Annotated in this window: 13 protein-coding genes and 1 pseudogene; all 14 read left to right on the top strand. The window is 71.2% G+C overall.

What is annotated here, in order from left to right; genetic code table 11:
• Positions 1 to 68 precede the first annotated feature (68 nt).
• Positions 69 to 2,504, top strand: a complete 2,436-nt coding sequence (locus AB0D32_RS03395) for an ATP-binding protein (protein ID WP_357084227.1) — start codon at positions 69 to 71, stop codon at positions 2,502 to 2,504.
• A gap of 210 nt (positions 2,505 to 2,714) precedes the next feature.
• A complete protein-coding gene (locus AB0D32_RS03400; protein WP_357084094.1) occupies positions 2,715 to 3,590 on the top strand; it encodes a replication-relaxation family protein in 876 nt (291 codons plus the stop codon).
• Between the two features lie 476 nt (positions 3,591 to 4,066).
• Complete coding sequence (locus AB0D32_RS03405; protein ID WP_357084097.1) at positions 4,067 to 4,783, top strand: hypothetical protein; 717 nt, start codon at positions 4,067 to 4,069, stop codon at positions 4,781 to 4,783.
• 29 nt (positions 4,784 to 4,812) lie between these two features.
• On the top strand, positions 4,813 to 5,253 hold the full coding sequence (locus AB0D32_RS03410; RefSeq protein WP_357084100.1) for a hypothetical protein: 441 nt from the start codon (positions 4,813 to 4,815) through the stop codon (positions 5,251 to 5,253).
• A 548-nt stretch (positions 5,254 to 5,801) separates the two neighbouring features.
• Entirely contained in the window at positions 5,802 to 7,034 is a 1,233-nt protein-coding gene (locus tag AB0D32_RS03415) for a hypothetical protein (protein ID WP_357084103.1), read from the top strand.
• The gene (locus AB0D32_RS03420) at positions 7,031 to 7,378 is read left to right on the top strand and encodes a hypothetical protein (protein WP_357084106.1); all 348 of its coding nucleotides are present in this window, start codon (positions 7,031 to 7,033) and stop codon (positions 7,376 to 7,378) included. Before AB0D32_RS03415 ends, AB0D32_RS03420 begins: the two co-directional genes overlap by 4 nt.
• Before the next feature lie 374 nt (positions 7,379 to 7,752).
• The gene (locus AB0D32_RS03425) at positions 7,753 to 8,145 is read left to right on the top strand and encodes a hypothetical protein (RefSeq protein ID WP_357084109.1); all 393 of its coding nucleotides are present in this window, start codon (positions 7,753 to 7,755) and stop codon (positions 8,143 to 8,145) included.
• A gap of 158 nt (positions 8,146 to 8,303) precedes the next feature.
• Complete coding sequence (locus AB0D32_RS03430) at positions 8,304 to 9,227, top strand: MarR family transcriptional regulator (RefSeq protein WP_357084112.1); 924 nt, start codon at positions 8,304 to 8,306, stop codon at positions 9,225 to 9,227.
• 89 nt (positions 9,228 to 9,316) lie between these two features.
• Positions 9,317 to 9,994: a GGDEF domain-containing protein gene (locus AB0D32_RS03435; RefSeq protein ID WP_357084115.1), complete on the top strand. Its 678-nt coding sequence runs from the start codon at positions 9,317 to 9,319 to the stop codon at positions 9,992 to 9,994.
• A 104-nt stretch (positions 9,995 to 10,098) separates the two neighbouring features.
• Entirely contained in the window at positions 10,099 to 10,686 is a 588-nt protein-coding gene (locus tag AB0D32_RS03440) for a hypothetical protein (protein WP_357084118.1), read from the top strand.
• Between the two features lie 217 nt (positions 10,687 to 10,903).
• A complete protein-coding gene (locus tag AB0D32_RS03445) occupies positions 10,904 to 11,311 on the top strand; it encodes a hypothetical protein (protein ID WP_357084121.1) in 408 nt (135 codons plus the stop codon).
• A gap of 54 nt (positions 11,312 to 11,365) precedes the next feature.
• Positions 11,366 to 12,400 carry a hypothetical protein gene (locus AB0D32_RS03450; RefSeq protein ID WP_357084124.1) on the top strand — a complete coding sequence of 345 codons (1,035 nt, stop codon included), beginning with the start codon at positions 11,366 to 11,368 and terminating at the stop codon, positions 12,398 to 12,400.
• A 104-nt stretch (positions 12,401 to 12,504) separates the two neighbouring features.
• Positions 12,505 to 12,918: a hypothetical protein gene (locus AB0D32_RS03455; RefSeq protein ID WP_357084127.1), complete on the top strand. Its 414-nt coding sequence runs from the start codon at positions 12,505 to 12,507 to the stop codon at positions 12,916 to 12,918.
• Between the two features lie 129 nt (positions 12,919 to 13,047).
• Positions 13,048 to 13,400, top strand: a pseudogene (locus AB0D32_RS03460) (M23 family peptidase); the annotation flags it as partial.

The raw sequence follows: 13,400 nt of genomic DNA on the forward strand, positions 1-13,400 counted from the left end.
CCTTCAGCTCAGCACTCGCATCACCGCTACCGGCGCCCAGCCCCATATTCGGGCCGGGCGCCGATTTCATCCCGCCCCCTACCGGACCCGGAGCTGCTCTGGTTGACGCCGCCGTGTGGGCGGCACAGCGGCCTTGGCTGGCGGCTGTCGCCGCCGGCCTGCTCGCCGTGTGGATCGCGGCCCGCAATCTGGTCGAGATCTGGCGGCACCGCCACCACGCCCACGGCGCGCGCCTGGTGACGATCGCGCCGCCGCCGGAGGTCGACCCCCACAGCGCGGCAGCGTTGTGGGCGAACCTGGCCGGCGTGCTGACCCCGTCGCGGCGGCGGCGCCTGCTCTACGGCACCCCGCACGTCGTGTGGCAGTACACCTGGTCCGGTCGGCAAATGCTCATCTCGATCTGGGTTCCCGGCACCGTTCCCCCGGGGGCAGTCGAGGCAGCGGTGCGGGCGGCGTGGCCCAGCTCGGCCACCACCACCGACGACAACCCGCCGCCGCCGATTCCCTTGCAGGCGCATCCTGCCGCCGGTGGGCACCTGCTGCCGGTGTACGCGGAGTGGCTGCCACTGTCCACCGACCACGACACCGACCCGCTGCGCCCGCTGATGTCCGCGGGCTCCCAGCTCAAACCCGGCGAGTACGCCTGCGTGCAGGTCCTCGCCCGTCCCGCCGCACCACGGCGGGCGGCACGGGCCCGCCGCGCCGCGGTACGGCTGCGGACCGGCAAGACCGCCGTACCGGCGATCAACCCGGCCGCACCGGTGCTGTGGCTGCTGGACGCGTTCCTGCCCGGCAGCGGCGGCACCGGCCGGACCACGGCGCCCGCCGCCCGGAGGGATCCCACCGTCGAGCGTGACGTCCGGGCGATCCTGGACAAGACAGCGCACCCGCTGTGGCAGACCGGCATCCGGTACGCGGTCGCCACCACCAGCAGGCGCACCGGCGCCGACCCGCGTGGCCGGCTGCGGGGCATCGCCGACACCCTCGCCTCGGCGTTCGCCATCCACACCGGCCGCAACCGCCTCACGCATCGGGCCCGGATGCCCGCGCCGGTGGCTGTTCTCGCCGCCCGCCGGCTCGGCCCGGGGTTCCTCACCTCCGCTGCGGAACTCGCCACGCTGGCCGCCCTGCCGCAGGACCTCGCGGTGCCCGGCCTGGACCGGGCGCGGGCGGCGTCCATGCCGGCGCCGGTCGCCGTTCCCGGCGGTGGGCGTGGGGTGAAGATGCTGGGCGACGCCGAAATTGGTGGGCACAGTGTGGGGCTGTCGGTGCCGGATGCGAGGTATCACATGCATGTGATCGGTTCGACGGGCTCCGGCAAGACCACGCTGCTGGTCAACATGGCGCTCGACGACATCAAGGCCGGTCGGGGCACCGTCGTCATCGACCCGCACGGCGACCTCGTCCTGGACATCCTCGACCGGCTCCCCGCCAGCGTCAAAGACCGTGTCGTGCTCTTCGACCCGAACCAAGAGAATCCACCGACGCTGAACCCCCTTCAAGGCGACGACCCCGACTTGGTGGTCGACAACCTGGTCAGCATCTTCGGCAACATCTTCGCCAAGGCGTGGGGTCCACGCATGGACGACGTCATGCGGGTGGCCTGCCTGACCCTGCTGCGCCACAACAACGTGACCTTGCAGCACATCCCCCCGCTGCTCAACAGTCCCCAGTTCCGCTCCGCGATGACGGTGGACCTGGACGACCCGGCGGGCCTGAGCGGCTTCTGGCTGTGGTACGACGGCCTCAACGACTCCCTCCGGTCCCAGGTCATCGGGCCGGTCCTCGCCAGGTTGCGGGCGTTCCTGCTGCGTGACTTCGTAAAGAGGACGATGCGCTACCCCAAGTCGAGCTTCGACATGGGCAAGGTTCTCGACGGTGGGGTGCTGCTCGTCCGGATCCCCAAGGGTGTGCTCGGCGAGGACACCAGCCGGCTGCTCGGCTCCCTCGTCCTCGCACAGGTGTGGCAGGCCGCCACCGCCCGCGCCGGCGTCGAGCTCGAGCGGCGACGCGACGCGACCCTGATCATCGACGAGGCCCAGAACTTCCTGACCCTGGCCAACTCGCTGGACACGATGCTCGCCGAGGCACGCAAGTACCGGCTGTCACTCGTGCTCGCCCACCAGGACCTTGCCCAGTTCCCGCGCGACCTGCTCGCCGCGACGTCGGCCAACGCCCGAAACAAGATCTACTTCACGGTGGCGCCGGAGGACGCGAAGGTGCTGTCCCGGCACACCGTGCCTGAGCTGGGTGAGCACGACCTCGCCCACCTGGACGCGTACACCGCCGCCGCACGTCTGATCGTCAACGGCCGCCAGACGCCCGCGTTCACGATGAAGACCCGGCCGCCAAGGCCGGTCGTCGGTGAGGCGACCGCCATCCGCCAGGCCGCCGCTGCGGCGGTACCGAGCCAGGACACCAGCGCCGTCGACGAACTCGTCGAGCGGCTCAGCCGCAAGCCCGACGATAAGCGGCGGACCCGGCCGAAGAGCGACCGCGCCTGACGGTCTCTGTCAGCCGGTGGCGTCGCCCGGGTCGCGCACCGGCTCGTCACCGGGATCGTGACCGGTGACCGCCAGACACCCCCAGCACAGTGCTGACCTGGGCTGTCAGTGCCGCACACACCCCCTGACAGACCCTCCGCACCTGCCTCTGCCTCTCCAGACACCCCTCCCGATCGGGAGGGGACCCCATCCTGCCTAGGAGCAAACGTCGTGTACTCCCGTGTTCCCCCCGCCTCCAGCAACCCCGATCCCCTCGCGGTCTTCGGTCGCATCGTCCCCCGCGATCACGCCCTCCTCCGGTTGCTCGCCGAGCACTACCTGCTGTCCACCGACCAGATCACCAGCGCCTTCTTCGACAGCCGTCGTACCGCCCAGCGCCGGCTCACGATCCTGCACCGCCTCGACGTGCTGCACCGCTTCGGCCGCAGCGGCGACGCCGGCCGGTACGGGTCGCTGCTCTACACCCTCGGCCCCGTCGGACTGCAACTGCACCCGACCGTCTATCACGACCCGACAGGCACCGGCGGCAAGCCGCCGCGCAGTTCCCTGGAGCGGGCCAAGCGGATCGCCGCCAGCGGCCAGGTCAACCACCTGCTTGGGGTCAACCAGTTCTTCACCGACCTGATCGCCACCGCCCGCCGCGCTGACGACGCCCTGCTGCCGCGCTGGTGGTCCGAGCAGCACGCGACCACCGTCTACGCCCAGGCCGGCATCCACCCCGATGGGCACGGCGTGTGGACCGTCGGCGACACCTCGACCGGCTTCTTCCTCGAGCACGACAACGACACCGAGAACCTGGCGCGGGTCGTGGCCAAGCTTCGCGGCTACGAGCGACTCACCGCGTTCGGACCCGCCTACCCCGTGCTGTTCTGGGTGCCCAGCCGGCGCCGCGAGGCCAGCCTGCTCGGTGTGCTCGCCGGGCTACGCACCGCCAGCCCGATCGCCACCGCCGTGCACGGCCCGGACCCGGCCGGCAGAGTCTGGACCCTCGTCTCGGACCCCACCCACCGGCGCCACCTACACGAGCTGCCCTGCGACCACGGCCCCGACTCCGTCACCAACCCCCAGCGCTTCGACGAGCTATGAGGCTCACACCGCAGGTCCGCAGCGAAGACAGGCCAGACCCAGCATCTCGGCACGGGTCGACTACCGTCCGCGCCTGTCAGCAAACAAGATCATTTGTGAGAGTCGCGAAGTCTCACAGCGTCCCCGCCGATGACGGCTCGCCGAGCGCCGGAATGTCTCACACCGCAGGTCAACCCCACTTTTCGGCGATCAACTCGCCGCAGCGGCCTGACAGATCAGGCCGCTACCGTTCACGGCACTAACAGCACCTCATATATCTCCACCCCGGTTCGGTCCCACCTCGGAACCACCGCCGCACCTACCCGGTGCGCCATGCCCACCCACCCCACCCGGGGCCGGTCGGCACCGCGCCGCGCGGCGACCCCAGGTCGCACCCAACCACCGCGCACCACACACCTTCCCCGCAACCGACCCACGCACCCAGTGGGCCGGTCATCTCCGCGCGCCCTGACGCGCCCACCCGAAGGAGGAAACCCATGGGCAAGAGCCCCCGCAAGGTCACCCACACTCCGGCCGTCACGCCGAAGGCCACCATCCGCACCATGATCCTCTGCATCCCGGACGAGCTGCCCCGCGAGGCGCTGACCGCGCACCAGCTCGACCGCAACTTCGGTGTCCAGGGCACCCTGTCGGCCCAGTTCTGGGCCACGCCCGCCCTGCGCCTCTGGCAGCACCGGCAGATGATCAGCCTGCGCAAGGGCCGCCCGGCCTCCTGCGCCGGCGGACCAGCGAAACTGCTCGACCTCGACGGCATGCGCCAAGCCGCTGGCATGGGGGCGGGCATCCGCCACCAGCTGTTCAGCCGGGTCGTGCACGGCACCCGCAATGCCACCGCATGGCACGTCTACGAGGCCCGCCACTTGGCGGACCCGCAGGAGTACCCGTGGGACAAGGCCGTAGCGGACTTCAACAACCAGCCCCGGGTCAACGCGATCCGGATGCACAACGCCGCCACCTACGGCGCCGGGCAGATCGGCCTCAACGAGCTGGAGATGTACCAGGCCGGCTTCATGGCCTACCAGCACCACAGCGCGCTGACCGCGGTCGCGGGCGACGCGCTGATCACCGCCGAAGGGGCAAAGCTGGCCCCGGCCAGCGACGCCATGGCCGACCGGGTGACCTACCTCGAACAGGCCAACCGCCTGTTCGCCGCCATCGACCCCGACCAGCGACTGCTCGCGGCCGCGCTCTGACTGAGCCGGACAGGAAGGAGACACCCCCGATGGGCCGCGTCATGTTCCTGCTCGACGAGGTCGAGCAACTCGCCGACGCCTGCGTCCGCGCCCAGCGCGGCAGCACGGCGAACCGCGAGGCACCCCACCCGGCACCACCCGCGTTGCGGGTGATGCACGACGAGCTCCACCAGATCTACCTGACCGGCACCAGCACCTACGCCGACGAGAACCACCGCCTGCAACCCGTCACCTCCAGCCTCCTGGGCTGGCAGGAGACACCGGTACTCGCCAGCGAGCTCACCGGCAAGCGCTACCGACGGCTGCACCCAGGCCGTCTCGGCGACATCCCGCTGCACGGGCCGGAGCACAACCTGCTCCACCTCATCCAGTTCGGCGTCGACGCCGGCTGGAGCATCTTCGTCATCGACTACGTCGACGGCACGGTCATCCCCGGTGTCGGCCGCGGGCGCTTCCACGCCCCGTACTGACACCTGCCGGAACCGATCGGGCCAGCAGCAGCCATCCCTGTACCCGAAGGATGCGCGCTGCTGCCCGGTCGGCTCCGCCAACCACCCCACGCTTGCCACACCCCGACCGGGATCCACCAGCATGAACTCGGTCTTCCGGTGCAAGCGCACTGACCTCCCGCAGCTCGCCGGGCACCTCGGTCGCGGTAAGCCGGCGACGACCTACCGACCGCCTCCCGCTGCGCCGGCCAGGCGCGCACCTCATCGCGCAGCTCCGCGCCGCAGCACGCACTGGCCGCAACGCCCTGCTCACCATCCTCGCGACCAGCTCATCGTGCCGGCCGTTCACGTGCCCGAGGCGCCGCGTTTCGCCCGATCCTGCCGGCCACCCCAGGCAGGGGCGCCGACTGCGCTACCGGCCGGCGAGACGGCCGCCCTTTCCCTCTTCCGCGACCAGCACGGCCTCGAATCCGGCGAGCGCCGGTCACCAGACCCTGTCGCACCCCACAAAGCCGTCGGCGACCAACCCCTGGTCACCGTCACCACCCTGCCTGAAGGGACACCGCACCATGATCCAACTTCCGATCTGCCCCGTCTGCAACGAGCCGGTGGTAGACCAGCCCGCCACGGACTGGACCAGCGCCTACCGCGGCGGCGCCCCGTGGTGGCATCTGGCGGACAACAGCCCCATCTGCGCGGCTACCGACGGCAGCTACTCCCAGGTGGCCTTCATCGAGGACGGGCTTCCGGTCGATAGCGAGACCAGCAGCTGGCTCGACGCGATGAGCCGCCTGTTCGCGCTCGACGGTCCCTGCGACCTCGCCCGGTTGGGTAGGGCCATCACCGCAGCCGAGCACCTCAGCCGATGGCTGCACATGGCCACCGGGCCGTTCAGCGCGCTGCTGGCCCTGCGGACGCCCTCCGACGTCGCGTCCCTGATCGGGCACCTGCACCGAAACTCGCGGCTGCTCGCCCGGGTGCACGTACAGACCGGGTCCTACTTCCTCGACCAGGCCCGCCAGGCACACGTCACCGGCCTCGACGACGACAGCGAGGTGCGGAGCGAGGTCATCGACGCCGCCGACGACATCCACACGTGGTTGCGGAACGCAGCTGACTGGTCCGCCCAGTCGGCGCAGGCGTCAGGCGCCGCCTGGTCCAGCGCCCGCAAGATCGCTGCCCTGACCACGGCTACGTCTACCGGGCGAACTGACGAGGCGGGATCCCCCGGGGTCTACGGCGGGGAGCTGGTGGCGGTCGCCGGGGTGCACGCCAGCGGCAGGCCCAGAATCGTTGCGTTCCTGCGCAGCCTGGCCCGCTGGCTCCGGCTGTGGGCGCTACCCGCGAAGACCGCGCGTCGCGGGCCGACGAGCCCGGCCGTCACGCAGGAGCCGCGCGAACTGTCTCCCGCACAGTTGGCCGAGCTGATCGGGTCGGCCTTCGACGACGAGGCCGCCTTCAGCCCCGAGCTGACCCACATCGCCGCGCGGATCACCGGAACCCTCGCCACCTACCTGTCGAACTGCTTCGGCCCGGCCCGCCCTGTCGCCATCCCCACCCCGCAGGACCTCGCCGACCTCGCCACCTCCCTGACGTACCTCACCCACACCCTGATCAGCGGACTGCGACACCTCGCCGACAGCCCACGCGGCAGCGAGAGCGACGGCCTCGACGAGACCGACGCAGCCATGACGAGGTCATCGCTCAGGGACGCGATCGACGCCCTGCGCGTCGCCGCGAGCCACCTCGCCGCCGTCTCCTACACCGCCGCCGGCACCGACCACCAGGAGAACCAGCAGTGACCGGCGGCAGCGCCCACGCCGGCGAAGGCGACGCCACACCGCGCGCGACGACGCTGGTCGACCGCAGCTTCGGCGCGCACAGCGGAGGCTACGACCTCAGCGAGATCCGCCGAACCGGCAGCGGCCACCGACTGCGGGTCCGCATCCGCCGCGACCCCTACCAACGCCAGAGCTACGCCCTCGTCGAAGTACTCACCCCCGGGCTGACCTGGACGAATCTCGCGGGCGAACCAGCCTCGGCCTGGCACCCCGCCACGCCGTACCGCAGCACCACCCTGACGCCGCTGGAAAGCCTCGCCGAGCGGCTCTTCCAACGGGCCGTCGTGATTCTTCACGCCGAGTAGGTCGGCCCACAGCAGGAACACCCGTCCCAAGGCGCCCACGCTCCCAGGGCGATCAGTGCCGCTGAGCGCTCCAATCCGCTCGCGGACATCCCGCACCACGCCACTGCGGCCGACGCCCGGCCGAACACGCGCGATCACCGCGCACCCGGGCACGGCCGCACGGCCGTGCCCGGGTCTCTTCCTGAGAGGACCGCTGATGCCCTACCTCGCACCCAACGCCGAACAACTCGTCGGCATCATCCGCCTGGACCTCGGCCGAGCGCGGTCACGCCTGCCGAAACCGGTCAACCCGGTGACGCCGTGGCGGTGCTCTGTCCGATCTCAGCCGTAGAATGCCCGACCCGACCCGGGCGAGTGGCCGGTGGCGGTGGTCGATGCCCACAGCTGACTACGCGCCGCCGCGGGGCAGCACGGCCGTCTTCTCCGGCCGGTGGCTGCGCTACGAACCGGTCTCCGGCTTCCACCGCTACTACGAGGGCTACCTCGCGACGGTGACCGGTTGGTGGAACGGCAGCTTCGAACTCGCCCTCGACCACGAGGCCGTGACCGCCCTCGCCCAGACGTTCGCCGCGATGGCCAACTACGTCGGCGGTGACTGGCGCACCGTCGACTTCGACGGGCACACCCTCACCGTCGCCCGTCCGGTGTCCCTCGGCGGCGGCGTCCACCTCGTAAACCCCACCGGCGGGCGGTACCGGATCGGCTGGGGCCTGCCGTGGCTGCCGGTCGATCCGCGCCGCTGCGACCGCGTCTTCGGCCAGCCGTAGCCGCACCGCCCACCAGCACCGGGGCGTGACAGGCCCTACCCGAGTGTCGACGGCGCCGGCGAGATCCGTTTACCGCACTTGATCACGAGGCGCCATCGAAGCGTGCATCAGTGCACGCCACATCCAGGCAGATCCAACAGCAGCCACAGGGAGGACAGATGGACAACACAACCGACCAGACCGCGGCACCCAGCGCCCTCGACAAGGTCGCCGCCGCTCTGGCAGCACTCGGCCAGGACACGGCCGCTGCCATCGCGCAGCGCGCCGGCGTCGGCTACTCGACGGCCACCAAGCGACTTCGCAAGCTGGAGGAGACCGGCCAGGCCGAACCCTTCCGCGCCGACGACGGCCGCACGCTCTGGCGGCACACCGCGAACGCGGCGACCAGCACCGACAGCGACGACCCGCTGGCCACCACGACCGACGCCAGCAGCGACCCGCCCCCCGCACCCACACCGACCCCCGACGACACGAACGAGGCTCAACGGTCGGACGAGGCACCCGCACCCACAAACGAGACGGACACCGCCGTGGCGGCGAGACCGGACGACAAGTCCACCGGTACCCAACCGGACGACCTACGCCGACCAACGCCGGACGGCATCGCGGATCGGCAGGCCCTACAGGACCCGCCAGCCAAGGCGGACAGCGTCACCAGCGAACCGCCCACAACGGAAGCCGAGGGTGACGAGGCTTCCCCGGCCGACGCCGAGGATCCAGCCGCTGTCGACACAGCTTTTGAGGCAGATTCCAAGCCCAGCCCGGACCCGGCGGACAGCAACGACTCCGACGCGCCCAGCAGCCCAGCCGAAGCTCCGAGCGCGTCGACTGGCGGGAAGCCACGCCGGTCCAAGGGCAGCCTGCGCGGGGCCATCCTCGACGTGCTCGAAGCCCATCCCGACCAGCCGTTCAAGACCAGCCAACTATGCAAGGCCATCGACCAGGCGAACGAGGACACCGGCTCGGCCAAGGCCAGCGCGGGCGCGGTCGTCAACGCCGTGCACAAGCTCGTCACCGACGGCGTCGCCGTTCAAGTCGTCGAGAAGCCGGCGACCTTCCAACTCGCCCCGACAACCAACTAACCCGTTCACTCGGTAGCCCGGGGCGGACGTCGAACTTGGCGGAACCACGCCCGCCCCGGTGCTCCTTCATCCACAAGGAGCGACATCAAGTGTCTCACCTGAGCTCGTACCTCACGGCGGCCGGCGGAGTCCTCGCCGGTCTCGCCGCCGCCGCGGCCCTGCTCGTCCGACAGCGGCAAATCATCCATTGCCAGCGACAGGCGCTGACCGCCCGCGACCGCGACCGGTCTCACTGGCACCGCCTGGCCACCCACAACGACACGACCGACCTGCCGAACCGGCGGGCCCTGTGGACCCACGTCGAGGCCACGTTTTCGCTCGGGGAACCGCTCGGACTCGTCCTCATCGACCTCGACCGGTTCAAGCAGGTCAACGACACCTACGGCCACGAGCACGGCAACGACCTGCTGCACGAGGTCGGTCGCCGCCTGACAGCCCACGGGCCGTCGGTCGCCCTGGCCGCGCACCTGGCCGGCGACGAGTTCGCCCTCGTCGTGCACGGCGACGACGGCGAGGTCGAGGCCGCCGCCCAAGCCGCCCACCGGCGCATCTCGAAGCTCCCGTACGAGATCGCCGGCCGGCAGGTGATCGTCACCGCCAGCGTCGGCTACGCCGTCGCCGAACCGGGCATGCTGCCCCGCGACCTCCTGCACGCCGCCGACCAGGCCATGTACCTGGCCAAACGCAAGCGCTGCGGCATCCGCGCCCACGACCCGAGCCACGCCACACCCCCGGGAGTCGTCACCCGCTACCGCGACCTGCGGTAGCACGCCCCCGGCACCACCAGCACCAAGCCCCCTCAACCACCAGAAGCCCCGCAGGCCCATTCGGCCTGCGGGGCTTCGCATACGTCAAGGAGCCGATCCCCGTGATGTCCTTCAACGCCGTCCACACCCTGACCGGGTGCCTGCTGCACATCGAGGCCAGCGCCGACCCTCTCGGCTGGGGCCACCCGCCTCTCCTGCTGCTCGTCCAGGACCGGCCCTCCCCATCAGCACCCCACAGCACGAGGCGCCAGATGCGCGCCGTCCACCTACCGCTGGACGACACCCGCATGGGCCGCTACCGCGCCGGACTCGCCGATCTCCTGCCGGACCTCGCCGCCGCGCTCGACATCAACCAGCCGGTCACCCGGCCCACGCTGGCCGCCTGCGTCGACATCGGCCTGATCGCGGACCTCCTCGCCGATCCCACACCCGGACTCCGCCTGCTGGCCTGGGCCGTCTGCTACGAGGACGTCCTCGTCGATTCCGACGACCTGCACGAGATCCGCCGCATCGACGCGGTCGACGCCGACCGCCGCAGCTACCAGATCGCGAGGCTGCGGGGCGAACCGCACCCCGTGGTCAGCATCGACGACCACCTCGACCACGACGACACGCCGGCCACCCGCTCTGGACTGGCGCGTCTCGTCCAGATCGCCAGCCGGCCCGGCCGATCCACGCCGACGAACTCCTGACAGCCGCCGACGCCAAACCGACCGGCGCGAGTCCCGACCTCCCCCCGCGCGCCGGACACCGTGCCCTACGGCACCACCCCAGGCAGACGACTTGACCTTTGTCGAGAGAAGAGCGTCGATCAAGAAGGTCATTGTCCGAGCCCGCCATCAGGCACAACATGAACGGCCCCGGCCGGACGGTGGCCCCTGCCTGGAACCCGACGGAAGGTCACCCGCCATGTCTGACCGCAGCCGAATCCGCCCGTCCCACCGCGCCCTCCTACCCAGCGACGTCACCGACCCCCTTCTGTGGCGGCTGGCCGTGGACGTCCTCACCGCCCACCAACCCGGACCCGGCGACCGGTGCGCCAACCTACAGTGCGCCGACCAGGCCGGGCCATGTTCGGCCGCCAGGCAGGCACAACGGGCGATGCGCGCCGCGCGAGCCGCACAACCACCACACCTGCCGCAGCCGGCACCCACCCGCGAACGCGCACCACAGCGGCCGGTCCGCGACTCCGGCGGTTTCGTCGGCTGGTTCACCGCCGGTCTCGCCGCCACCGCCACACACCTGCGATCACGCATCCCGCAGCGGCTGCCCCGCCGCGTCCCCGGCGCGACCCTGACCGCCGCGTACGCCGCGTAGCCGCAGCGCGGACGCAACGACCAACGCCACCGGACCCCCGACCAGGAGGACCTCATGACCTTCCGCACCGAGACGACCCTCGCCGGCTACGCCCGAGCCGCCGTCGACATGAAGACCCGCATGCACCAGTACTGCACCAGCACCGCCGGCGGCGAGTACACCCGGGCCTTCCTCGAGACCCTCCTCGCCAGCCGTCCCGAAGACCACAACGGCGAGGCTCATCCCCACCAGAAACTCACCGACGTCATCAACCGCGCCAGCAGCGGGGTATGGGCGCAGGGCGAGGCATACGTCCTCGCCCCCGCCATGACCGTCGTCGCCGCAGCCGCCGAATCCCTCGACCTCACCGGCGACCTCCTCACCGCCGACGCCGCCCCCACCGATGGCGGCGTGCTCTTCCTGCCCGAACCGATCTACCGCCGCAACCTGGCCGGACAGGTCAGCGCCATCGCGGCGATCACCTGGGCCACCATCGCCTCCCCCAGCGGACGGGCATGGCTGATCTGCGGCTGGGTCAACCGGGACGACCCCGAGGACCCCCACACCACCCGCATCCAGGGCTACGCCCACCAGGACCCGACCCTGCTGTCGCGCCTCGGCCCATACGTCATGACGAACCTGGACATGCTGCCGATCGCGGCACCCGTGCCTGCCGTCGCACACCCGGACATCGACGAGCCCGACCGCGACCGGGAGACCGCACCCGACGGCCGGTACGTCATCGCCGACGCCACCGCCCACACCCGCGTCTGCGCGGCGATCGCCTACGCGTTCTGGCGCATCCAGGCCCAACCCATCAGCGTCGCCGCGCCCGCGCCGCTGGACCGGCCCGCCCGGCGCCGCGCCGCACGCGCCCGCATCGTGCACGACACCCACGTCGTGATGCTGCGGCGCACCTCGGCTGTGATCGAACCCGACGGCGGTCCAGCCAAATGGCACTACCGCGTCCGGTTCGTCGTACGAGGCCACTGGCGCCGCCTCATCGACAAGCACGGGCAGGCGCAAAGGATCTGGGTCCGCGCGCACCTCAAGGGACCGGACGACGCGCCGCTGCTGCACGGCGAGAAGGTCGCCGTCCTCGCCCGCTAGCCCCGGCACCCACACCGAACCGACACCGACGACCGCGCGGCCCACCACAGCCGCGCGGTCGTCGCCGTACCCGAACACACCACCACGACGAGGGGACACGACCCGTGGGAACCACCTGCTACGTCAGCGCCACCGACCCCGCCCAGCCGAGCACCGTCCGCGCCCGCTACGTCCACTTCGACGGCTACCCCGCAGCGCTGATCGCGCAACTGCGCGGCATCTGGGCCAGCACCGCCCGCCGCGACACTCGAGCCCTCATCGACGCGGTCCTCGCCCACGACTGGTACTACCTCGGATCCGACGTCACCCCAGACACGCGGTCGTTCCCCAACCAGCACCCCGTCGGGGGAGTCGGCGTGACGTTCGACGACACCGAGCCGGAGCCCGCCACCGTCTTCCCGCTCAGCCGCGCCGTCGACCTCGGCGCCTCGTGGATCTACGTGATCAACCCGGCCGACGACACCGTCACCGTGCACACCGGCGACGGCGATCCGGTCGGTGTCCACAGCCTCGGCTAACCGGCAACCAGGAGGACCAATCGTCATGCCCGGCCACGCCTCTCACTTCGTCCAGCGGCACGCCACGCCTTGCCGCATCCCCGCCGCGCGGCCCTACCGCACCTACCCCCTCGGCCGCCCGGAGCCGAGATGAAGCTCCGATCTCTGGTATCACTCGCGGTGGCGCTCGTCGCCGTGTTCATCCTCTGCGCCGGTGGGCTCGGCGGATTCGTCGGCGGCACGGCCGCCGCCGGCTGTATACCCGTGGCTACCTCACCCGGCTCCTCGTCGACCACGACGGCGTCACCTCCCGGGCTGCCGAACCTGTGGCCGGCGATCGGTGACTGGGACAGCGACCAGGTCGGCAACGCCGCCGCGATCGTCACCACCGGCGCCCGCCTCGGACTACCAGCCCGCGGCTGGGTGATCGCGGTCGCCACCGCCATGCAGGAGAGCACCCTGCGGAACCTGGCCGGTGGCGACCGGGACTCGGTGGGGCTGTT

The organism is Micromonospora sp. NPDC048170 (assembly GCF_040652795.1).
In the GTDB taxonomy this organism is placed as follows: Bacteria; Actinomycetota; Actinomycetes; order Mycobacteriales; family Micromonosporaceae; genus Micromonospora.

Excerpts from the sequence above, each read along its gene's own strand:
- AB0D32_RS03440 (WP_357084118.1), top strand. The coding sequence starts at position 10,099 with ATGTCCTTCAACGCCGTCCACACCCTGACCGGGTGCCTGCTGCACATC.
- AB0D32_RS03410 (WP_357084100.1), top strand. The coding sequence starts at position 4,813 with ATGGGCCGCGTCATGTTCCTGCTCGACGAGGTCGAGCAACTCGCCGAC.
- AB0D32_RS03415 (WP_357084103.1), top strand. The coding sequence starts at position 5,802 with ATGATCCAACTTCCGATCTGCCCCGTCTGCAACGAGCCGGTGGTAGAC.
- AB0D32_RS03450 (WP_357084124.1), top strand. The coding sequence starts at position 11,366 with ATGACCTTCCGCACCGAGACGACCCTCGCCGGCTACGCCCGAGCCGCC.
- AB0D32_RS03405 (WP_357084097.1), top strand. The coding sequence starts at position 4,067 with ATGGGCAAGAGCCCCCGCAAGGTCACCCACACTCCGGCCGTCACGCCG.
- AB0D32_RS03430 (WP_357084112.1), top strand. The coding sequence starts at position 8,304 with ATGGACAACACAACCGACCAGACCGCGGCACCCAGCGCCCTCGACAAG.
- AB0D32_RS03445 (WP_357084121.1), top strand. The coding sequence starts at position 10,904 with ATGTCTGACCGCAGCCGAATCCGCCCGTCCCACCGCGCCCTCCTACCC.
- AB0D32_RS03425 (WP_357084109.1), top strand. The coding sequence starts at position 7,753 with ATGCCCACAGCTGACTACGCGCCGCCGCGGGGCAGCACGGCCGTCTTC.